Genomic DNA, 21,685 nt, shown 5'->3' with positions numbered 1-21,685 from the left:
CGTGGCTTTCGTGGAATTGATTGGCTTCTTATCGCAACTTCTGATCGACGTACCGGCGGTACGGCGGGCATCGCATGCGAAATGGCCAGGTCGGCGGGCCCCACGATGGCCGTGCACGGGAAGCCGACCTGCCTCGCCGCCTGTGCGACGGCACTGTGGCGCCTCGTTCCCAGCCGGTCGGTCGGCTGTCCTCGTGCGCTGCCCGCCGATTGTTACTGTCCCGCTCCCGCCACCGGTGCGGCCGCCTCGGCCGCCCGCAGTCCCGTCCCCGGTGCGCCGGAGCCGAGCCTGGTGTTCGTGGGCTCGTGCCGGCCCGACCAGGTCTGATGGCTCTGCACTCCGGTCAGGTGAGCCGGTGCCGGGGCGGCCGGGCCATAGGTACGGGTCGACCGGCCGCCGCGTGCCGTCGCCTCGGTCAGGGTCAGAGCGAGCTGTTCGAGGCGGTTCTCCAGGGTCCGCAGCATCTCTTCGTCCCGCTGGCGCAGTGCCGCGAGCAGGTCCATGGCCTCCTCGTCACCGGCGAGCGCCGCGATGCTCTCACCGGCCCGGCAGGTCGCCAGCGACTGTGCGGCGGCGGCGTACTCGCACTCCGTGATCCTCAGCATCTGGCGGTCGGTCGCCGGACGGCCGCCGAGCAGGACGCCGTCCGCGATCATCGCACCGGCCTCCAGGGGGATGCGCGCGGCGCGGACGGCGACCGACGCGAGCGTCCGGACGATGGCGGTCGCGTCGCTCAGCAGCCGACGGGGTCGCAGAAGGCGGACATGGTCGTCGATACGGTCGATGTGCTCGCGTACGTCGGCGAGAAGGTTCTCCAGGGTGTGGCGGTGCGGATGTGCGGGAGTGACAGCCAAATCCGCCCGCACCATGTGGATGAGGGCGGCGTGGGTCTTCCGGGCGTCCTGTAGCGCCGGTATGAGCGCGTCCGTCGTCACTGCCATTGTGGGTGCTCCCTTTTCTGGGGTCGTGGGACGGCGGGAGGGGCGGATCTGCCTGTCGAGCGGATGTCCGCGTGGGCCGGCCCCAGGGATCAGCGTGTGCGAACCGGCTGAAGATCGCGCGGCGGCCTGGTCCATCCCGGGTGCGGCCGACAGCGGTTCCTCGTGGTGACAGTGCCCGGCGGGATGTCCGACGCCGAGGCGCCCGGCTAGCCCGTCCGGGTGTGCCGTACGCCAAGCGGTGGCGTACCCCCTCGACGCGGGCACGGGAGCCGTGAGCGCCCGGAGTTGAGCCGAGGCGTTCCCCGGGGCCGGTTTCCCGCATCTCCGCCGCGCCGCCGGACCGCCGCCGCACCCCGGGCGAGGGCCGCCTCCGGACCGTGGGTCCTGCCCTCCTGGCGGGGAGTGCCGGCGGGCCGGGCAGGGTGGCGAGCCGCTCCACGAGGGCGTTGTCAGTGGTCACCACTAAGTTCAGCCGTGTCCCGCCGGTCTGGCGTGGACGTCCCCTGGGCGCAAAGGAGATGGTGCGTTGTCGGTTTGGGAGAAGTCGAGTACGGCACGGGTGACACCACCCGCCCGGCCGCGGAAGCTGGCCAAGGTGCCGTTCGTCGAGCTGGCCGACGGACGTCTGCAGGGAGTGGTCTCCAGCGGCTCGGACATCGAGCGGGTGTATGTCTCGTCGGTCGCGGCCGGGACCTACGCGTTCGCCTGCAGCACCAACAACAACCGTCCCTGCGGCGGGGCACGGGGCTCGTTCTGCAACCACATCCGGGCCCTGATCAACGAGGCGGTGCTGCAGTACGGCGCCGAGCGCGTCGCCCGCTATCTGCGCGTGGAGGTCGCGGAGGCGGAACGGAGCGCGGACACCCTCGCCTCGGTCATGACCGGCACCCGTCCGCCACAGGCGGACGCCAAGGCGGCCGCCTCCGTCTTCAGCCGGTTCCTGCGTCACCTGGCCTATCTGGAACTGGCCCCGTCCACCGCGCCGTTGCCCGAGATGCAGTGGTTCCCGCCGACCAGGACGACGGCGGACGTGTCCCCGGGCGAGCGGGCGTCGAGCGCGGGGGAGCGCGCCTACCTGCTCGCCGAACCGATCGCCGGACTGGACGAGGCCCTCGCGGCCGTCGACGCCTTCGACCAGGCTCTCGTGGGTGGACTGCTGCGTCCGCACCCCGGCCAGGCCGCGGGCCTCGACGAACTCGCCCAGGCCGTCGCGGGGACACCACTGGCCTCCAGGACCGCCGAGGCGGCCGGGAAGGCCGCCGCCGGAGCCGCGGGCGAGGACGACCTCGTCGCCCTCGCCGCCGCCCGCACGGCACTGCTCGGAGCCGCGCACGACGCGCTCATTGCGCGCGTCACGGAGACGACCGGCCGGGGACGCGGCGAGACGGAGGCGGTTCCCGGGGCCGATGCCCGGCCGACGGCGAACCTGCCGGCCGCAGCCCGCTCCTGGCTCGCCGATCTGGCGCGCGCCGGATGGCGGGGCATCGACCACGACATGGTCTCCGGGGCGGCACAGGTCGTCTCCGCGATGCTTCCGGACCCGGTCCTGCGCCGCCTGGGCACCCTCCTGGACGGCTTCGCCGCCGAGCTGGCCGCCTCCTGCCCCGGCGCGTCCCTCGAACGGATTCCCGTACGCCGCTGGGCGGACCTGTGGTCGCGGGCGATGCTCCTGACGCTGCCCCGGGCCACCGCCACCCCCATGGCCGGCCACCGGACGCCTGCTGCCCCTCGGCGTCGACGTGCACGAGCACGCGACCGCCGCACAGGCCCAGGTCCACGCGGTCCTCGAACCCGCCGACGGCAGCGCGCCCCGCCTGGTGCGGGCCAGTGTGTCGGTGCCGAAGCCGGACACGGTCCTCGGAGCCGGCGTGTGGCAGCTGATGCGTCCGCACATGTCGCTGCTGGCCGCCCTCGGTGAAGGCCGTTCCATGGACCTCGTGGACATGCCGATCACCGCCGAGGGCGACCTGATCTGGAGTGACGAGCACGGGCGCCCCGGCGAGCCCGCGGACGCCTTCGCCGCCGCCCGGGTCGCCCTGCCCACGGCGACCGTCGCCGAGGCCGCGCCGCTGGACCGGCATCCGGCCCGTATCGCCGTACCCGTGCTGCTGGAGGGCTACGGCGTCCACCAGGACGACGAGGCCCTGACGTTCGAGATCGCCGGTCACCGGCTCGCCGTCGATGCCGACCGTGCCCCGGACGCCGGGCCGCTCGGTCCCGAGGCCGTCGCGCGGTCGAGTGCCTGTATCGGCCTGCTGCGCTGGGACGACGGTGCGTTCAGCGTGCAGCCGCTGGCCGTCGAGACAACCGTGCGGAAGAAGGCGGTGGCGATCCACGCCGGGGCGTGGGCCGGGGGTACGTCGGACAAGGCCGCTGCCAAGGCCGAGAAGGCCGCCACCGACGCCGTCGCCGCGCTGCGGGAGCGCGCGGGAAGGCTGCTGCGGAAATGACCGAGCAGACGAACGCACGGACGAACGGTCAGACCGACGGTCAGGCGGGGCAGTCGACCGCGCGGGTCGGCCGGACGGCCGCGCAGATGGCCCGGACGACTGGGCAGGCGGGCGAGGAGACGCCCGAGGACACGATCGGAGCGACGAGCTCCGAGAATCGCCGTCAGGTTCTGTACTGGCGGCTCCTCGCCCGCCTGTTCGATCACGAGGAGCAGCCGACGCTCGAATCGGCGAGTGTCGCCGTCGTCGAGGACATCGGCCTGCCGCCCGCCCTGCTCGACCCGGCGGCCTCCGTCGACTCGATCGTGCAGCGCCATCCGGAGCTGGCCGCCGAGTTCGAGGGACTCATGGTGCCCGAGCTCGACGACGACGGCGCGCGCGACCGCGCGGCCGAGGTGCGACGTGCGGCACTGGTCTCGAAGGTGCTGCTCAACGTCTTCGCCCAGGGCTCCGGCAGCGTCAGCGCCGCACAGTTGTCGAGCTGGCAGTCCGACGCGGGCTGGCTGGAGCGCGCACTCGGCTGCAAGCCGGGTGACCTGCGCGGTGGCCGTCCCGCGGGAGGCGCCGCAGCGGGCCCGGGTGTCAGTCCGACCGGATCGGGCGGCCGCGGTACGACGCCCGACCTCAGCCGGCTGATCCCGGCGATCGGTCCGGAACTCGGCTCCATCGAGGCCGACCTCGTCAAGAGGATGCATCTGCGCGAGGTCCTCGCGGATCCGCAGCTCGCCGCCCGGCTGACCCCGAGCATGTCGCTGATCGAGCAGCTGTTGCGCGACAAGAACAACCTCTCCGGCGTAGCCCTGGCCAACGCCAAGGCGCTGATCCGCCGCTTCGTCGACGAGGTCGCGGAGGTCCTGCGCACCCAGGTGGAGAAGACCACGGTCGGTGCCCTGGACCGTTCGGTGCCGCCGAAACGCGTCTTCCGCAACCTGGACCTCGACCGCACGATCTGGAAGAACCTCACCAACTGGAGCCCGGAGGAGGAGCGGCTCTACGTCGACCGCCTCTACTACCGCCACACCGCCCGCAAGACGACGCCCCAGCGGCTGATCGTGGTCGTGGACCAGTCGGGCTCGATGGTCGACTCCATGGTCAACTGCACCATCCTGGCGTCGATCTTCGCCGGGCTGCCGAAGGTGGACGTGCACCTCATCGCGTACGACACTCAGGCGCTCGACCTCACGCCATGGGTGCACGACCCCTTCGAGACCCTGCTGCGCACCAACCTGGGCGGCGGCACCGACGGCACGGTCGCCATGGCACTGGCCCAGCCGAAGGTCGCCGAGCCCCGCAACACCGTGGTCGTCTGGATATCCGACTTCTACGAATGGCGCACCGAGCAACTGTTCGAGAGCATGTCCGCCCTGCACCGCTCCGGGGTCAAGTTCATCCCGGTCGGATCGGTGACGAGCTCCGGCCGCGGCAGCGTCAATCCTTGGTTCCGGGAGCGCTTCAAGGACCTCGGCACGCCGGTGCTCTCCGGCCACATCCGCAAGCTCGTCCAGGAACTCAAGACGTTCCTCACCTGATCGTCTGCTGTGTTGTTCCCTCAGTCATCCACTGTGAAAGGCCTTTGACATGTCCGACCTGTTGCGCGCCCCCGCCGAGATCAAGTACGCCGAGGAACTGGACTGGCTGGAGTCCGTCGACGACGGCCCCAAGCCCTTCGCGTGGCGCCTGTCCCCGAAGATGGTCCGTCTGTTCATCCTGGGCTCCGAGCGCGCCGACGGTCTCGACCGGGAGATACCGCAGAAGTGGTTCGGTGACCGCAGCTTCGTCGAGCGCTCCATCGTCACCCTGGCCTCCGACCGCGGTCTGCTGCTCATCGGCGACCCCGGCACCGGCAAGAGCTGGCTGGCCGAACTGCTGTCCGCAGCGATCTGCCGCAACTCCACCATGGTGGTGCAGGGTACGGCCGGCACCACCGAGGACCACATCAAGTACTCCTGGAACGTGTCCATGGTGATCGCCAAGGGGCAGTCGCGGGAGTCGATGATCCCGTCGCCGATCATGACCGCGATGGAGACCGGCGCGATCGGCCGTTTCGAGGAGCTCACCCGCTCCACCAGCGATGTCCAGGACGCACTGATCTCGATCCTGTCGGAGAAGTACATCTCGGTCCCCGAGCTGGACAGCGACAACATCGTCTTCGCCAAGCCGGGCTTCTCCGTCATCGCCACCGCCAACAGCCGAGACCGGGGGGTCAACGACCTGTCCTCGGCGCTCAAGCGCCGCTTCAACTTCGTACGCATCCCGGTGATGACGAACAAGAAGAGCGAGGCGGAGATCGTCCGTTTCCGCACCGAGGAACTGCTGCGCCGCCACAGCATCGAGCTGGACGTGCCGCCGACGCTGCTTGACGTGCTGCTGCAGAGCTTCGCCGATCTGCGCGCCTCGGCCGCCGCGGCCGCCGGTGACGACGAGAAACTGGAGTCCGCGCTGTCCACGGCCGAACAGATCGGTGTGCTCGAGGACGCCATCCTGCACAGCAACTTCTTCGGCGAGCGCGCGCTGACCGCCCGTACGCTCGCCTCCTCGCTCGTGGGATCGCTGGCCCGTCGCGAGCCGGAGGACCTGGCCATCCTCAACAAGTACCTGCACGGAGTCGTCGAGCCGCGCAGCAAGGAAGAAGGCGGATCCTGGCCGGAGTTCCTCGAGGGCGGCCGTGACGCGATTGCCACCCTGTCATGAGCGCCGAGGAACAGGGGACGTTCGACGCTCTGCGCACCCAACTGCAGCGGGCCGCAACGACGTTCGCGGACGGGCCGGACGCCCTGCAGGGCATTCTGCTCGGCATCGTCGACGACGTCGACCGAGCGGTGCGGGAACCACTGGAGATCTTCCCGGTCTGCCACCACTCGCCGGCCTCGGCGACCGCCATGGCACGGCGACTGCGGGAGAAGCAGCCGAAGGTGGTGTACCTGGAGTTGTGCGAGGACATGGCACCGCTGCTGACCGAACTGCGCAACTGCCGACTCCCGGTCGCGGTGCAGGCGTTCGCGTCCGAGGTGGAGGGCTTCCCGGCCGACTGGGCGCCGCTGTCGGTGGTCGCGCCGATCACCGAGGCATCGGCCGAGTACCAGGCGATCGCCTACGCACTGGACACACCCGGTGTCGAGCTGGTGCTCGTCGACCGCTCCTCGGACCATGTGTTCCAGTGGGAGCCGCGCGACGCGGCCGGCGCCGAGCCGGCCGACCCCGACGCGCCGCCCGCCGAGGAGGAGGGCGCGCTGCACGGTGACGCGGTCGGCGTGGAGATCGGCGACCTCCGGCCGCGCTTCGCCGAGCTGGAGGAACACCTGCTGCGCCACGGCCGGGTGAGGCACTGGTCGGAATGGTGGCACCAATACGTCGAGCTGCCGCTCGGCGACAGCGACCATGACACCTACCGGCAGGTCATGCTTCTGATCGGCAGCCTGTTCCGGCGGCTCGCGCCCGGGGATCCGCGGCGGGTGCGCGTGGACGAGGACCGCGAGCGCTACATGTGGACGAGGATGCGCGAGCACCTGGCGGCGACCGGGACGGACCCCGGGGACTGCCTCTATGTGTGCGGCGCGTTCCACGCGGCCAGCCGCGTCGCGGAGTTCGGTGTCCACGGCGCCGACACCTTCGGGATCAGCCCGCCCAGCGCCACCAAGTGGCAGCACGGGCTGATCCCGTCCAGCCACGCGGCGATCGAGGCGCAGTTCGGTCTCGCCGGCGGCTCGGTGTCGATCGCCGCCACGGTGTGGACGAAGAACCTCAAGCGCACGGGGGTACGGCCGTTCCGTCTGGCCGGACAGACGGGCGCGAAGAAGACCGCGGCGGCCGCAAGGACCCCGGCGGCCAGGAGGACGGCGACGGCCGCCGCGACCGGGACGAGCACGGCAGGGGGCGCCCTCGATCCGACCGAGGCGGGCGCGGACAAGCTGTCCGGCTTCCTGCAGCGGCCGCCGGTGCTCGACCGGCTGGACGAGGCCGAACTGCTCGGCTGGTCGGTGGAGATCGTGCGCGCCGCACGCCGTAACGGCTATCTCGCCTCCACCGCCGACGCCATCGCGGTGTTCGAGACATCGATCCTGCTGGCAGGGATGCGCGACCGGGCCAGGCCCACGCCGTACGACTTCCAGGACGCGGCGGTCACCTGCATCGAGAAGGACGCCGTACCGGGCCGACGCGATGTGCGCCGCCTGGTGGAGATCATGATGGGCGGTGACCGTACCGGCCAGGTCGGTTACGACGCCCTGCCACCCCTGGCCCGGGATGTGCACGACCGGCTGGCACCGCTCGACATGAAGCTCGGACAGCGCGGGGTGCAGCGGGCGCTGCTGGACATCGCCGCCCGGCCCGAACTGCGGCAGTGCTCCGACGTGTTGTGGATGCTCCGCCATCTGATGCCCCCGGGCGCCGCACGGCCGATCATGGGCGAGCGGCGGCTCGGCGAGCGGCCCATCCAGGAGTCCTGGGACCTGGCGCTCGGCACCCACCAGCGGGCGCTCATCGAACTCGGCTACGAGGGCGTCAGTGTCGAGCAGGTCCTGGAACAGCGTCTGCGGCGCACGGCGTACGGGCCCCACGCCACGGCGGCGACCGTGCTGGAGACCGTGGAGGACGCGACGCTGTACCTGCGCAGCCGCCGCCTCGCCGACGAGCTGGGGACCCGCGCCCTCGAGGTGCTGTCGAGCGAACGCGGCGTCGACGGCGCGCCGGAGGTGCTGCGCCGGGTGCGGCGGCTGCTGGCCTACTACCGCACCAGCGAACCGGTGCTGCCCCAGTGGATCGAGTCCTTCGTCAAGGCGGGCTACGCCCACTACTGCACGCTGCTGCCGAAGGCGTTCACCGATGACGACGCGACCGTCCGCCAGGTCGCGGCGACGATGGGCTTCCTGTTCGGCATGGAGAGCCTGGCGTTGTCACTGGGCTGCGACCGGACGCAGTTGGAGCTTGCGGTCGCGCAGTCCCATCCGGAGGAGCCGGCGAAGACCGCCCTGTTGTGGGCGGCCCAGGCGCAGCTCGGACACCTCTCCCGGGCGGAACTGCGGGCCAGGTGCGACGAACTGCTGGACAACCCCCTGGTCGTCCCCGCGTATCCGCGGTATCTCAGCGGACTGCTGCATGCGCTGGAGCCGGTCCCGCAGCTGGCCGACTTCGTCGTCGAGGCCGTGTCGAACGCGTTCGCGCGGCTGCCGGACCCGGTGCTGCTGCCCTGGCTGCCGACCCTGATCACCACTTTGCGGTCCGACGGAGCCGAACTGGCACCGCTGCTGATCCGGGAGGCCGGGCGGATCTTCCCCGGCCGACTGCCGGCGCTGGACGGATGGGTGCCGCCGTGGCGGGCCGAGCCGAGTCCGCGGGTGCCACCGCTGGCGGGGCACGCCGGGGGCGCCCGTGGCGTCGCACTGCTGGCCGCCCACCCGGCGACCTGCGATGCGGTGGCGGACCTGCTGGGTTGCGAGGAGGCCTGGGCGTCGGCGGACCCGGGACCGTCAGGCGCGGAGCTGCTCATACGCCACCCCGACACGGCGATCGCGCTTAAGGAGTTGCTGGCCGGCTCCTTGTGATCGCCGCGGGGCGGCCGCTTTGCCGCAGACCGCGTCCCTTCCCTGGCCCGCCGTGACCGACCGGCGGACCAGGGAAGGGCGGATTGCAGGCGTTCGCCGGAATAGGAACCGATGGACGAACGTTTATTCGGTGGGAGGTGAGGTTCGTGGGAACTCCGCACACGTTCCCGCACCAGCATCGGCCTGGCCGCTGCGCGTGGGGAGCAGGTCGGGCGGTCCATCGTCGCACTTGGCTGCTGCCTCACCGCCCCGAGGCCGCGGGGCGGGCCCGCCGTCACGCCCGGAACTTCCTGGAGCGCCGACGGATCGACCAGCCCACCATCGAGAAGGTCCTGCTGCTGGTGTCGGAACTGGTCACCAATGCCGTGGAGCACGCGCGGCCGCCGATCATGCTGCATCTGCAGGTCGGACCGCGACAGGTGCGGGTCGAGGTCACCGACGGCGGACCGGCCCGTCGCGAGGCCGCGTGGACGGCGAGCTGCGGTCCGGACGAGCACGGCCGCGGCCTGTGCATCGTCGACCAGGTCGCCACGGCCCACGGCGACAGCCGTGCCCACCGTCGCACCCTGCACTGGGCGGACCTGACCACGGCCGCCTGACCCGGCCCACCCTGGCTCCCTGTCCGACCGACCGGCCTCGCCCCCTTTGCTCCCCGTCCGTCGGGCCGACCGGGCTCGCCCCCTTCGTTCCACTCCCCGTCCGTCGGGCCGACCGGGCTCGCCCCCCGTCCGGCCGACCGGGCTCGCCCCCCTCGCTCCCCGTCCGGCCGACCGGCCGGCCGACCGGCCTCGCCCCCTTCGCTCCACTCCCCGTCCGTCCGGCCGACCGGGCTCGCCCCCTTCGTTCCACTCCCCGTCCGGCCGACCGACCGGCCTCGCTCCCCGGTCGACCGGGCTCGACCCACCCCCTCACGGCCCGGTCGGCCGGGCCGTGAGCCCCGGTCAGTGGCCTCCCAGGTCCTCGCCGAGCACCTCCTGCACGGTCTCGAGCGCGGTGGCGCGGTCGCCGGGAACCAGCCCGATGCGGGTACGGCGGTCCAGGAGGTCGGCCGCGTCGAGTGCTCCCTCGTGGCGTACGGCCCACAGCAGTTCGGCACGGGTGACCGGGTGACCCGCCAGCACCGGCTCGGCCAGCCGGGGGTCGGCCATGGCCAGGGCGTGCACGGCCGGTGCTTCGGTGCCGTAGCGGCTGATCAGTCGGCGCGGCGCGCTGAGGGCGCCGAGCGCATGGGGCGACGCGGCGCCCACCAGTGGCAGTCCGGCCGTGGGCGAGGGCCCCGCGGGCAGGCGGTGTGCGGCGACCGCGGCGTCGACGGCATCCTCGGCCATGCGCCGATAGGTGGTGAGCTTGCCGCCGACCACGGTGACCACGCCCTCCGGCGAGGTGAGCACGGCGTGCTTGCGGGAGATGTCGGCGGTGTTCGCCGTAGCACCGGAGCCGCCGGCCGGAGTGGTGTCGAGCAGGGGGCGCAGTCCGGCGAACGCGCCCACCACATCGTCGCGGTGGACCGGGATGTCCAGGGCGGAGCCGAGGACGTCGAGCAGGAAGCCGATGTCGGTCTCGGGCACGGAGGGCACGTCCGGGACGTCGTCCACGGGCTCGTCGGTGAGTCCGACGTAGACCCGGCCGTCGCCCTGGGGCAGGACGAGGACGAATCGGTTGGTCTCGCCGGGGATGGGGATGTGCAGACCGGCGGGCAGAAAGCCGAGGTGTTCGGCGCGCAGCACGAGGTGGGTGCCGCGCGAGGGGCGGATCCGGACTCCGTCCACCAGGCTGCCCGCCCATACCCCGGACGCGTTGATCACCGCGCGGGCGCGGATCTCGCCCTCGCGGCCGGTGAGTTCGTCGCGTATGCGGGCCCCGGACGAGGTGAGTTCCAGCGCCCGAACGCGGGTCAGGATCCGCGCCCCCCGCGCCGCGGCCGTGCGCGCGATCGCGGTGACGAGACGGGCGTCGTCGGTGACGCGGCCGTCCCAGGACAGCAGTCCGCCGCGCAGCCCCGCGCCGCGCAGCGCGGGAGCCAGACTGCGTGTCTCCGCCGCGGAGAGCCTGCGCGGCGCGGGCAGTGTCGCCCGGGCCGTGCGTGCGGCCAGACGCAGTGAGTCGCCGGCCCGGAAGCCGGCCCAGGCCAGGGCGGCCTGACCGCGGGAGACCAGCGGGGTGAGCGGCAGCACGAACGGCTGCGCGCGCACCAGATGGGGGGCGGTGCGCTCCATCAGGATGCCGCGTTCACGTGCGCTCTCGTGGGCGACGTCGAACTGGGCGGAGGCGAGGTAGCGCAGTCCGCCGTGAATGAGCTTGGAGCTCCAGCGGGAGGTGCCGAAGGCCAGGTCATGGGCGTCGATGGCGGCGACCGTCAACCCCCGGGCGGCGGCGTCCAGGGCGGCGCCCGCGCCGGTCGCGCCGAGACCGACGACCAGGACGTCCACGGGCGGCCCGTCGATGCTCTCGTCCAGTTCGCGCAGACGACGGGCGGCGGTCAGGGACGTACCCGGAGCGGGCTGCCCCGAGGAGGCCGGGCTGCTGCTGGAGCTCATGGTGTGAGGGTCCTCTCGAGGATGGTCCGCAGTTCTCCGTAGAAGGCCTCGGTGCCCAACTCGGCGTCGTCCTCCTCGGTCATGGTGCGCAGCGACAGAGTGAAGGACTGGGCGACCAGGAGCAGGGATCTGGCCTGCCGCCGGGGGTGACCGGGGCGTACCGAGCCGTCCGCGTGGCCCTCCTCGACGGCGGCGGCGAGCAGTTCGAGGAGGGCGTCCTGGCTCGCTCCGCGCCGGTCGAGCACATAGGGGAGCAGGAGTTCGGGATCCACGTCGATGATCTTGCGGAAGAGCGGATGGCGGCGGAAGGCGTCCACGCCGTTCACCAGCCCTTCCACGATCAGGGTGCGCGCGTCCGCCACCTGGCCCCGCTCGGGCATCGCGCCGGTGGCCGCCTCGATCCACTCCCGCGTCATCAGATCGCCGACCAGTGACCGCACATCGGGCCAGCGGCGGTACAGGGTCATCCGGGAGACACCCGCACGGCGGGCCACATCGGTCAAGGTGGTGCGGCGGACTCCGACGGCCAGGACACAGTCGCGGACGGCGTCGAGCACCGGATCGTTGTCCGAAGCATTGTGACGAATAGGCGTCATGTGTAACAGTGTAACGCGCCCTGCGGCCGCGCAGGAGACCGCTCTGTTCGTGACGACCGGTAAGGACAAGCACCATGGACATGCTGTGGAGCGGCTGGGGCGACCCGGCCCGGGCTACGCCGCTGCCCGACACGGTGATCGGGCTGCTGCGCGACATGCTCGGGGTGAAACCGCGCAGCGCCGAGCCGGTCACCCTGGATGAGATCGCCGTACCCGAGTCGCCGCTGGATCCCTCCGCGCACCGGGCCCTGCTCGCCGTCGTCGGCGACGAGGAGCATCTGCGCACCGACGCCGAGTCCCGTGTCCGGCACACCCGCGGAAAGTCCACCCCGGATCTGCTCCGCATCCGCGAGGGCGACATGAGTGACGTGCCCGCGGCCGTGGTGCTCCCCGGCGGCCACGACGAGGTCCTCGCCGTGCTGCGCGTCTGTGCCGACCACGACCTGGCCCTCGTCCCGTTCGGCGGCGGCACCTCCGTCGTGGGCGGCCTCGCCCCCGAGCGACGACGCCCCTTCGTGGCCCTCGACCTGCGCCGCATGAACGGCCTGCTCGACCTCGACCCGATCTCCCGCACCGCCACCCTGCAACCCGGCCTGCGGGCCCCGCACGCCGAGGCGCTGCTGCACGACCACGGCTTCACCCTCGGCCACTTCCCCCAGTCCTACGAGTGGGCCACCATCGGCGGATTCGCCGCCGCGCGCTCCAGCGGACAGGCGTCCGCCGGGTACGGCCGCTTCGACGAGATGGTCCTCGGCCTCACCCTCGCCACCCCCGAGGGCACCCTGGAGGTGGGCCGCGCCCCGCGTTCGGCCGCCGGACCCGACCTGCGTCAGCTCGTCCTCGGCTCCGAGGGGGCGTTCGGCGTCATCACGTCCGTGACCGTGCGGATCCGCCCCGTCCCGCACACCCGCGTCTACGAGGGATGGCGTTTCGACTCCTTCGAGGAGGGCGCCGCCGCCCTGCGGCGCCTGGCCCAGGACGGGCCGCGGCCGACCGTGCTGCGCCTGTCGGACGAGACGGAGACGCTGATCGGTCTGGCCCAGCCCGACGCCATCGGCGCCTCCGGACTGCCGCAGGCCGCCGGCTGCCTCGCGATCGCCGGCTACGAGGGCACCGAGGAGGACACCACCTACCGCCGGGAACAGGCCGCGGCCGTGCTGCGTGACTGCGGTGGCACCTACCTGGGCCAGGAGCCCGGAGAGCGCTGGGCCCACGGCCGCTACTCGGCTCCCTATCTGCGGGACGCGCTGCTGGACGCCGGAGCCTTCGCCGAGACCCTGGAGACCGCCGCCTTCTGGTCCCGGCTGCCCGCCCTGTACGCCTCGGTCCGCAACGCGCTGACCATCGCGCTCACCGACGCGGGCACCCCGCCCCTGGTGATGTGCCACATCTCCCATGTCTACGAGAACGGCGCCTCCCTGTACTTCACGGTGGTCTCCGCGCAGGGCGACGATCCCGTGGCACACTGGGCGCCCGCCAAGCACGCCGCGGGTGAGGCGATTCTGGCGGCGGGTGGCACGATCAGCCACCACCACGGTGTGGGCACCGATCACCGCGAGTGGTACGTCCGGGAGGCCGGCCCGCTCGGCATCGGCGCCCTCCAGGCGGTCAAGCGCCGACTGGACCCCACCGGCCTGCTCAACCCCGCCGTCCTGCTCCCCGCCGACTGATCCCCCAGCACCCCGACCCGATCGTTTCGTCCACGACCCGTCAGGCGCCCTCGGAGGCACATCGATGCGACAGTTCACCGCCATCGTCAACCCCACCGCCGGCGGATCCGCCGGGGTCGCGGGGCTGCTTCAGGTGGCCCGGCTGCTGCGGGAGGCCGGGGCCGAACTGGAGACCGAGTACAGCCGCAGCCTGGCCCACGCCCAGGAGCTCGCCCGGGAGGCCGGGGAACGGCAGCGGGTCGTTCTGGCCGTCGGCGGTGACGGAATCGTGGGCGGCGTCGGCGGGGCCCTGAGCGGCACCGACACGCTCTTCGGTCTGGTCCCGGCCGGACGCGGCAACGATTTCGCCCGCGCGCTCGGCCTGCCCACCGAGCCGGACGCACTGGCCCGGGTGCTGCTGCACCACGCCCCCCGCTCCGTGGACACCATCGAAGTGGAGTCAGCCCACGGGCGCAGCGTCGCCCTCGGCAGCGTCTATGCGGGCGTCGACGCGCTCGCCAACCGCCATGCCAACCGATCCACCCTCCTGAAGGGGGCCGCCTCCTACTACGCGGGCGGACTGCGGGCCGTCGCCACCTGGCGCCCGGCCGCCTACCGGGTCACCGTCGACGGCGAGGAACTGCCGCACCGCGGCTACACCGTCGTGGCCGCCAACTCCGCCTACTACGGCTCCGGCCGCATCATCGCCCCCGATGCCCGCGTCGACGACGGACTGCTCGACGTGGTGATGATCCGCGAGGCGCCGCGCCGACTGTTCTTCACCCTGATGAACGAGCTGAAGTCGGGGGCCCACGTCCACCGGCCGCAGGTGCGGATCGTGCGGGGCAGTGAGGTCCGCATCGAGGCCGACCGGAGCGTTCCCTACGGCACCGACGGGGAGGTCGATGCCGTCCTCCCCGTCACGGCCAGGGTGCTGCCCGGAGCGCTCGCCGTACTCTGCTGAGGGAACGCGGCCGAGTTTTCCCGGCCGACCGGCCATACGTTGCGTGGATGGGTTCCATCACACATGCCTCTGGCCGGCCGTGGCCCGGACGTTCATGCCGTGGTGCGATGGGCCCATGGAACTGCGGGAGCTGCATGCCTTTGTCGCGGTGGTCGAGGAGGGGGGCTTCTCGGCCGCGGCCCGACGGCTGCATGTCAGCCAGCCGGCGCTGTCCCAGACGGTCAGCAGTCTGGAACGTCAGCTCCGGGTGAAGCTGCTGGTCCGCAGCAGCACCGGGGTGCGGCCCACCGAGGCGGGCGCCGCCCTGCTCGGGGAGGCCCGTGCGGTGCTCGCGCGGCACGATCAGGCGTTGCGCACGCTGGCCCGGTACACCGGAGGGGGAGGCGGGGTTCTGCGGATCGGCATTCCGCTGGAGTTCCCCTCGCGTCTGCTGAGCCCCGCGCTCACGGAACTCACCGAGGCCTGTCCCGACACCCGGGTCGAGGCCCGGCACCTGTCCACGTCGGAGCAACTGGCGGCGCTGCACGCCGGTGAACTCGATGTGGGACTGCTGCGGGAGCGTCCGACCGGGCGGGAGCTCGACGCGATGCTGGTCAACAGGGAGCGGCTGGGTGTGCTGCTGGCCGCGGAGCAGGCGGCGGAGCTGGCCACGGAGGAGGGGATCGCGCTGGATGCGTTGGCCGGTCTGCAGTGGGTGGCCTTTCCCCGTTCGGACAGTCCCGCGTGGCACGACGAGCTGACCGCGATCCTGCGCAGCCACGGCCTGGATCTGGGGGCGCAGGCCCCCGAGGGGCAGCGGCTGATCGCGGAGGTGAAACTGGCGGCCGTCAGCGCGGGCCGGGCCTTCGCGCTGGCACCGCCGGACTGGTCGCAACCCATCCCCGACGGGGTGGCGTGGTCGCCGCTGACCGGCCACCCGCTCGTCCGCCGGACGTGGGCGGTGTGGCCGGCCGACTCACGACGGCAGGACCTGGGCCGACTCGTCGCCGCCTTCGAACAGCCGCCCGGCGACTGATCCGCACCGACGGGCGGGACGGCCGGGACAGCGGTGGCCGTTCCTCTCGGCCCGGCCCCTCCCACCAGGGCGGGACGCTGACTTTCGTCATTGACAGTCAGCCGGTGGGGCAGTTAGCTTCGCCTGCGAAGCCAGACGAGGAGGGCCCCCGGGCATGGGGAGATCACGTACGTACGAATGGGACGACCCCGCGGTCACCGCGGAGGCCGCTGGACGTATGTCCGGGCTCGAGTTCCTGCACGAACTCCTGGCCGGGAGCCTGCCGCCCCCACCCGTCATCGCGACGCTGGGCCTGGTGCTCACCGAGGTGGAGCGGGGGCGTGTGGTCTTCTCGCTGGTCCCGGGTGAGGAGCACTACAACCCGATCGGCAGTGTGCACGGCGGTGTCTTCGCGACCCTCCTCGACTCCGCGGCCGGATGTGCCGTCCACTCCACCCTGCCCCACGGCACGGCGTACACCTCCCTGGATCTGACGGTGAAGTTCCTGCGTCCGGTCACCGTGGACACGGGCGAGGTACGGGCCGTGGGCACCGTGCTCAGCAGCGGCCGGCGCACCGCCCTCGCCCAGGCCCAGCTGCTCGACGGCTCGGACCGTCTGCTCGCCCACGCCACCAGCAGCTGCGTCCTGTTCCCGACGCCCGGGGCCTGAGAGGCGCCGCGCCCATGCGCGGCGCACACCCCGCTCAGTACCCGGGGAACAGTGAGCGCAGATCGGGGAGCGTGGCCGCGCCCGTGGCGGTGACGCCGTCCTCCTCGGGCCGGTTGCGGCCGTAGACCAGGCGCAGTACCGCCTCCGCGGAACCGGACAGTGTGCCCGTCGGCTCGGCGGGCTCGCACGGGTAGAGGTGCAGCTCGCTCTCCAGCAGCAGGCTCAGGGGGCGCGGCCGGTCGATGAGCCGCACCGCGATACGGCCGGGGGCGAGCCGGCCCAGCGTGTGGGGGTCCCGGAAGCGGGTCGCCACCAGGTCCAGCCGCTCCCACAGCAGATCGACCTCCGTGGTGGGGATCACCGCCGCGGGGTGCAGCGCGACCTCCACGTCCCAGGCGTGCACCGACTGTTCGGAGAGCCGGTAGCCGGCGTACTCCCGGACGCCGAGGAGGCCGCTGAAGTAGGGGATCCGCAACGCGGCCCGCGTGGCGTCGTCCAGCGCGTCCAGCAGGCTCAGATGCCGGCCGTCCGCCTCCTGCCAGGCGGCGCGCAGATCCGGCCCGGCCATGGCGTTCCAGCGCTCCCAGACCGGCACGTTGTCCTCCTGCCGGGGAGGCGTGAGGTCACCGGCGAGTCCGCGCGTCACGAGCGCGGTGCAGATCTCCGCGGCACTTCCGAGATGGGACAGCACCTGGGCGATGCTCCATCCCTCGGCGAAGGACGGCCGGGCAAGTGCCTCGTCGGAGAGGCCCTCCACCGCAGCGGCCAGGCGCTCGGAACTGCCACGCAGCGCCGACAGCCAGGAGTCGGGAGCTGTCGTGGCGGGGGTGACGGCTTGTGTCATGGTTCCTCCTTCGCCCCGGTGGGGACAGGGACCTCGCCCCAGCGGGGGTACGGACGGCCGTCACGGAAGGCTGCCGGCCTCGCTACGGCGTGACGGCCGTACGGAAAAAGCCAACATCCCCTCGGGCCACAGGGCATCCCACCAGCCAGAACCATCGCCGAGGGCGGCCATAAGAGACGCCTGTGGCCGTCGGTGGCCGCCGGAGCACGGCCTGTGGTGGCATGGGCCCATCGACCTGACGGGCCCGCCGGGTCCGAGGCACGCGGGCGAGGCCACGCCCACCGACATGCACATGAAGCGTGGGTCGACGACGGTCTCCCGCTCGATCGGACGGCACTTCCGCCGTCCCTCCCCTCAGTTGCCGATTCGAAGAACCGAAATGTGAAAGGCACAGCCATGACTTCTCTGTCTCTGTCTCTGGACGGAAACGTCGCGTTGGTGACCGGCGCGACCAGCGGAATCGGTGCCGCGACCGCGCTCGCGCTGGCCGAGCGGGGCGCCCATGTCCTGGTGGCCGGGCGCGACCGGGCGCGCGGTGAGGGCATCGTCGCCGTCATCCGGGAGCACGGCGGCAAGGGCGACTTCGTCGCCGCCGACCTGGGGAGCGCCGAGGGGGCGCGCCAACTGGCCCGCCGTGCCACCGAGTTGGGCGGCGGCCGGGTGGACATCCTGGTCAACAACGCGGGCGTGTACCCCTTCAAGCCCACGGAGCAGGTCACCGAGGAGGAGTTCGACTCCGTCTACGCGCTGAACGTCAGGGCGAAGTTCTTCCTGGTCGCCGCGCTGGCACCGGCCATGGCGGAGCGCGGCAAGGGCGCGATCGTCAATGTGAGCACGATGGTGTCCGAGTACGGTGTGGCCGGCATGGCGCTGTACGGCTCCAGCAAGGCCGCGGTCAACCTGCTGACCAAGTCGTGGGCCGCCGAGTACGGTCCCCGCGGGGTCCGTGTCAACGCCGTCGCCGTCGGTCCCACGCGCACCGAGGGGACCGCGGCGCTGGGTGAGGGCCTGGACGGTCTTGCCGCTGAGGCCCCGGCCGGACGGCCGGCGTCCCCCGAGGAGATCGCCGCGAGCATCGTCTTCCTGGCGAGCGACACCGCCGGCTTCGTGCACGGCGCGGTGCTTCCCGTCGACGGTGGCCGCACCGCGGTCTGATGTCACAGCCCCCGGTGCCCACCGGATGGTGCGCACCGGGGGCAGGGCCGGGACCCCTGGTGGGCGAAGCGGCCATCCGGGGGGCGTGGTCTCGGAACTCCCGTGCCGGCGCGGCGCCACGGGTACCCAGTCCAGTGCACGCACACGAAAGGGCTGTGACGAGAATGCAGATCGATCTGAAGGGCCGTACCGCACTGGTGACCGCCTCCACACAGGGCATCGGCGCCGCGATCGCCGCCGGACTGGCCCGGGCCGGAGCCCGGGTCGGGGTCAACGGCCGTACCGCCGACCGTGTGGCCGACAGCGTCGCGCGCCTGAACCGCGAGGTGCCCGGAGCCGATGTGGTGCCCGTCGCCGCGGACGTCACCACCGAGGAGGGCGCGCGCCGGGCCGTCGAGGCACTGCCGCACGTCGACATCCTCATCAACAACCTCGGCATCTTCGGCGCCAAGGACGCCCTGGAGATCACCGACGACGAATGGCGGCGCTACTTCGAGGTGAACGTCCTGGCCGCCGTGCGGCTGACCCGTCTGTGTCTGCCGGCCATGTGCGAACGCGGCTGGGGGCGTGTCCAGTACATCGGCAGTGACTCGTCCGTCGCCATCCCCGCCGAGATGATCCACTACGGCATGACCAAGACGGCGCTGCTCGCGGTGGGCCGGGGATTCGCCAAGCAGGCCGCGGGCACCGGCGTCACGGTGAACTGCGTCCTCGCGGGTCCCACCCACACCAAGGGCGTCGAGGACTTCGTCTACGAACTCGTCGACCGTGACCTGCCCTGGGACGAGGCCCAGCGCGTCTTCATGCGTGAGCACCGGCCGCAGTCGCTGCTGCAGCGGCTGATCGAGCCGGAGGAGATCGCCCATATGGTCGTCTACCTCGGCTCCGACCAGGCCTCCGCCACCACCGGCGGCGCGCTGCGTGTCGACGGGGGATACGTCGACGCCATCGTGCCGTGAACCGCCTCCCGCGCGCGGCGCCCTGAGATGCGGAACCCCGGGTGTGCACATAGCGTCTGAACCGCACCTCAGTGGGGGACGGCACCGGGCGCCGCGTCGTTGTGCGTGGTGCCCGTTCGGCATGGGAGGCCGTCGACCATGCGCACCAACAGCATCCGCCGGCGCAGGCTGGCCGGGCCGCCTCTCGTACGGCGGTGGCGAGACACAGCGGACCGTCATCTCACCCCCGTACAGCGTTCGCTGCTGATCACCTGGGTGTCCTTCGGGGTCACCTTCGCCTCTGTGCGGGTCATCACCCATGGCATCCGGGGCGGTTGGCTGCCCTGGGGAAATCTCTCCGCGGGCGGCGAGCATCTGCACCACTACAACTTCGGGATCGTCACGCTCGCCGGTCTGGGACTGGTCGCGGTACGCGGGGACGAGCGGGCCGTCGGACATCCCGCCGTGGCGGCCGCCTACGGCTGCGGAACGGCCCTGATCTGCGACGAGTTCGCGCTGCTGCTGGACCTGCAGGACGTCTACTGGGCCAAGCAGGGCCGGATCAGTGTCGATGTCTCCCTCGGAGTGCTGTCGGCGCTGGGCGTGTATCTGACGGCCAGGCCCTTCTGGCACGAGATCGGCCGTGTCACGGGCCACCACCTCGCCTCCGTCACGAGGGGCGGTGTCCGGACGGCCCGCTGAGGCTCCGCCCCATACCGTCGCGCGCTCCGTCCGGGCATGCCCGACTGCGCCGTGAGGGGCCGCTGCGTGAAGCATGAGGAGGATGCATGAGCCAGAGCAAGCGCCCGACGAATTCCGGACGGCGGAAAACCGCCGGGAGCGGCGCCTCCGACGCGGACCCCGGCCGACAGCGTGAACGCAATCGCCGCCGCGACAGCGCACGGGCGGCCGGGGGCGGGACCCGAGACCGTTCCCCCACCGCGGAGAACGCCCGGCGTGGGCAACCCGGAGAAGACGCCGCCCCGTCGCACGCCCCGCCCGCGGCACAGCCGCCGACCTCCGGCACCATGGCGCCGCAGCATCCGCCCCTCCCGGCGACCGACCGCCTTGCCACGGACGGCCCGCCGGGGAGACCGGAGCGACAGGGCTCACCGGAACGGCAAGCCTCCCCGGCCGCCGGCGGCGCCGACGACGAGGCGGCCAAGGCAGGGGAGGCACCCGGGAGATCCGGCGAACGGCGTCGACGGTGGCAGCCGGTCACCGGCCGCGGACCGCGATGGCGCAGGGTACGGCTGCGGATATCCGGGGCCGAGCCCTGGACGGTGATGAAGACGAGCTTCCTGGTGTCCGCGGGTCTGGGTCTGTGCGTGATCGTCATGGTGGGGGTGGTCGCGATCATGCTGACCGCGCTGGGCCAGGAACCGGTGGTGTCGCTGGGCTGGGAGACCACCGTCGGCCTCACCATCGTCGTCGTCACGGTGGAGGTGGGCCTCGCCACCGCGCTGGCGACACTGGTCGCCTTCCTCTTCAACTGGACGTCGGGCGTCGTCGGCGGGGTCGAGATGACGCTGGCCGAGGAGCCTTCTGGCCGGCCGGAGACGGAGCCCGACGCCGCACCCGGTGAGGACGGCCCCCGGCCCCGGCCATAGCTCGATTGCCGCGTCAGTGAGGTGCCGTGTCGTGGATCTCGGCGATGTAGCCGCCCGGGAACTGCACGAGGGCGCTGTCGCGTCCTTGCGCAGTGACCGGCCCCCACAGCACGGTGGCGCCGGCCGCCCGGGCCTTGGCCAGCGTCGCGGTCAGGTCGCTCACCTCGTAGCCGGTCTGCTCACGGCCGAAGGGGTACGGCAGATGGCCGTTCGTGACGGTCACCACGGTCTTGCCGAATCCCGAGTCGATCGCGATGCGGCGGTACGTCGTCCCGGGCAGACCGATCGCGGCACCGTCGGCCCTGCGCTGGTCCGACGTGATGTGGCCCCGCGTGAAGCGGAGACAGGACCGCAGGAAGGCGGGCGCCGCGGAGGGCGAGACGTAGAGCCGGTTCTCCGGCACGGTCGCCAGGGCCGCGTAGTGCGGCGGGGTGGTGTGCCAGTACAGCTGGGTGTGGATCCCGCCGGGGAACTCGATGACCGCGTCCTTGCCGATGGGATCGTCGAACGGGGCCACCTCGACATCGGCACCTGCCGATTAGCGCCGACTTCACGGCGGTGTCGAGATCCGTCGTCGGCCAGCCGGTGCGCTCCACCCCGAAGGGATAGGGAATCGGCGTCTGGAAGTCGAAGACCGACAGCGTGCCGACGGGGGAGAGCGCCAGTTCCGAGAGGGTACGGCTGGGTGTGGGCGTGACATCGGTGAGCACCGCCGCGGTGTTCGTACCGCCGAAGGTGCTCTCCCGACTCGTGACGAACGTCCGGAGCGAGCCCGGTGTGACATACACGTGTGTCGT

The 21,685-nt window shown here is 72.1% G+C and carries 17 protein-coding genes and 2 pseudogenes; 14 read left to right on the top strand and 5 right to left on the bottom strand.

The features are described 5' to 3' along the window. Positions 1-212: 212 nt before the first annotated feature. Complete coding sequence (locus ACFY2Z_RS11035; RefSeq protein ID WP_390743870.1) at positions 213-941, bottom strand: hypothetical protein; 729 nt, start codon at positions 939-941, stop codon at positions 213-215. 487 nt (positions 942-1,428) lie between these two features. Here ACFY2Z_RS11035 and ACFY2Z_RS11030 point away from each other — a divergent pair. The 6 genes and pseudogenes from ACFY2Z_RS11030 to ACFY2Z_RS11005 form a co-directional block, all read left to right on the top strand. Beyond that, positions 1,429-1,968 (top strand): annotated as a pseudogene (locus tag ACFY2Z_RS11030) (hypothetical protein); the annotation flags it as partial. A gap of 3 nt (positions 1,969-1,971) precedes the next feature. Next, positions 1,972-3,391: pseudogene (locus tag ACFY2Z_RS11025) on the top strand (hypothetical protein). 86 nt (positions 3,392-3,477) lie between these two features. Continuing rightward, complete coding sequence (locus tag ACFY2Z_RS11020; protein ID WP_390744075.1) at positions 3,478-4,920, top strand: VWA domain-containing protein; 1,443 nt, start codon at positions 3,478-3,480, stop codon at positions 4,918-4,920. Positions 4,921-4,969: 49 nt separating this feature from the next. Further along, complete coding sequence (locus tag ACFY2Z_RS11015) at positions 4,970-6,082, top strand: AAA family ATPase (RefSeq protein ID WP_388968444.1); 1,113 nt, start codon at positions 4,970-4,972, stop codon at positions 6,080-6,082. Beyond that, on the top strand, positions 6,079-8,931 hold the full coding sequence (locus ACFY2Z_RS11010) for a hypothetical protein (protein ID WP_390743869.1): 2,853 nt from the start codon (positions 6,079-6,081) through the stop codon (positions 8,929-8,931). Before ACFY2Z_RS11015 ends, ACFY2Z_RS11010 begins: the two co-directional genes overlap by 4 nt. A gap of 146 nt (positions 8,932-9,077) precedes the next feature. Beyond that, positions 9,078-9,530 (top strand): ATP-binding protein, encoded by a 453-nt coding sequence (locus ACFY2Z_RS11005; RefSeq protein ID WP_390743868.1) that lies wholly within the window; start codon positions 9,078-9,080, stop codon positions 9,528-9,530. A 342-nt stretch (positions 9,531-9,872) separates the two neighbouring features. Here ACFY2Z_RS11005 and ACFY2Z_RS11000 read toward each other — a convergent pair whose 3' ends face one another. Beyond that, a complete protein-coding gene (locus tag ACFY2Z_RS11000; RefSeq protein ID WP_390743867.1) occupies positions 9,873-11,468 on the bottom strand; it encodes a glycerol-3-phosphate dehydrogenase/oxidase in 1,596 nt (531 codons plus the stop codon). Then, positions 11,465-12,064, bottom strand: coding sequence for a TetR/AcrR family transcriptional regulator (locus ACFY2Z_RS10995; RefSeq protein ID WP_390743866.1), 600 nt, complete (start codon positions 12,062-12,064; stop codon positions 11,465-11,467). Before ACFY2Z_RS10995 ends, ACFY2Z_RS11000 begins: the two co-directional genes overlap by 4 nt. A 74-nt stretch (positions 12,065-12,138) precedes the next feature. Here ACFY2Z_RS10995 and ACFY2Z_RS10990 point away from each other — a divergent pair, with 74 nt between their 5' ends. From ACFY2Z_RS10990 to ACFY2Z_RS10975, 4 genes are all read left to right on the top strand, one after another. Then, a complete protein-coding gene (locus ACFY2Z_RS10990; protein WP_390743865.1) occupies positions 12,139-13,734 on the top strand; it encodes an FAD-binding oxidoreductase in 1,596 nt (531 codons plus the stop codon). A 64-nt stretch (positions 13,735-13,798) separates the two neighbouring features. Then, positions 13,799-14,677 (top strand): YegS/Rv2252/BmrU family lipid kinase, encoded by an 879-nt coding sequence (locus tag ACFY2Z_RS10985; protein ID WP_390743864.1) that lies wholly within the window; start codon positions 13,799-13,801, stop codon positions 14,675-14,677. Positions 14,678-14,792: 115 nt separating this feature from the next. Beyond that, positions 14,793-15,692: a LysR substrate-binding domain-containing protein gene (locus tag ACFY2Z_RS10980; protein ID WP_390743863.1), complete on the top strand. Its 900-nt coding sequence runs from the start codon at positions 14,793-14,795 to the stop codon at positions 15,690-15,692. 154 nt (positions 15,693-15,846) lie between these two features. After that, positions 15,847-16,341: a PaaI family thioesterase gene (locus ACFY2Z_RS10975; RefSeq protein ID WP_390743862.1), complete on the top strand. Its 495-nt coding sequence runs from the start codon at positions 15,847-15,849 to the stop codon at positions 16,339-16,341. Between the two features lie 34 nt (positions 16,342-16,375). On the opposite strand, the gene ACFY2Z_RS10970 is transcribed toward ACFY2Z_RS10975, so the two are convergent. Next, positions 16,376-17,185 carry a maleylpyruvate isomerase family mycothiol-dependent enzyme gene (locus ACFY2Z_RS10970; RefSeq protein ID WP_390743861.1) on the bottom strand — a complete coding sequence of 270 codons (810 nt, stop codon included), beginning with the start codon at positions 17,183-17,185 and terminating at the stop codon, positions 16,376-16,378. Positions 17,186-17,581: 396 nt separating this feature from the next. Here ACFY2Z_RS10970 and ACFY2Z_RS10965 point away from each other — a divergent pair, with 396 nt between their 5' ends. The 4 genes from ACFY2Z_RS10965 (at position 17,582) to ACFY2Z_RS10950 (ending at position 20,888) form a co-directional block, all read left to right on the top strand. Beyond that, the gene (locus ACFY2Z_RS10965) at positions 17,582-18,340 is read left to right on the top strand and encodes an SDR family NAD(P)-dependent oxidoreductase (protein ID WP_390743860.1); all 759 of its coding nucleotides are present in this window, start codon (positions 17,582-17,584) and stop codon (positions 18,338-18,340) included. 164 nt (positions 18,341-18,504) lie between these two features. Next, positions 18,505-19,299 carry an SDR family NAD(P)-dependent oxidoreductase gene (locus ACFY2Z_RS10960; protein ID WP_390743859.1) on the top strand — a complete coding sequence of 265 codons (795 nt, stop codon included), beginning with the start codon at positions 18,505-18,507 and terminating at the stop codon, positions 19,297-19,299. Between the two features lie 138 nt (positions 19,300-19,437). Then, on the top strand, positions 19,438-19,980 hold the full coding sequence (locus ACFY2Z_RS10955; protein ID WP_390743858.1) for a hypothetical protein: 543 nt from the start codon (positions 19,438-19,440) through the stop codon (positions 19,978-19,980). Positions 19,981-20,066: 86 nt separating this feature from the next. Then, positions 20,067-20,888: a DUF3566 domain-containing protein gene (locus ACFY2Z_RS10950; RefSeq protein WP_390743857.1), complete on the top strand. Its 822-nt coding sequence runs from the start codon at positions 20,067-20,069 to the stop codon at positions 20,886-20,888. A gap of 13 nt (positions 20,889-20,901) precedes the next feature. Here the strand turns inward: ACFY2Z_RS10950 and ACFY2Z_RS10945 are convergent, their stop codons facing one another. Continuing rightward, positions 20,902-21,405: a VOC family protein gene (locus tag ACFY2Z_RS10945; RefSeq protein WP_390743856.1), complete on the bottom strand. Its 504-nt coding sequence runs from the start codon at positions 21,403-21,405 to the stop codon at positions 20,902-20,904. Between the last annotated feature and the right edge of the window lie 280 nt (positions 21,406-21,685).

It is taken from the genome of Streptomyces sp. NPDC001222, from assembly GCF_042896945.1.
Classification (GTDB): domain Bacteria; phylum Actinomycetota; class Actinomycetes; order Streptomycetales; family Streptomycetaceae; genus Streptomyces; species Streptomyces gibsoniae.
This window is presented reverse-complemented; position numbering and strand designations above follow the sequence as displayed.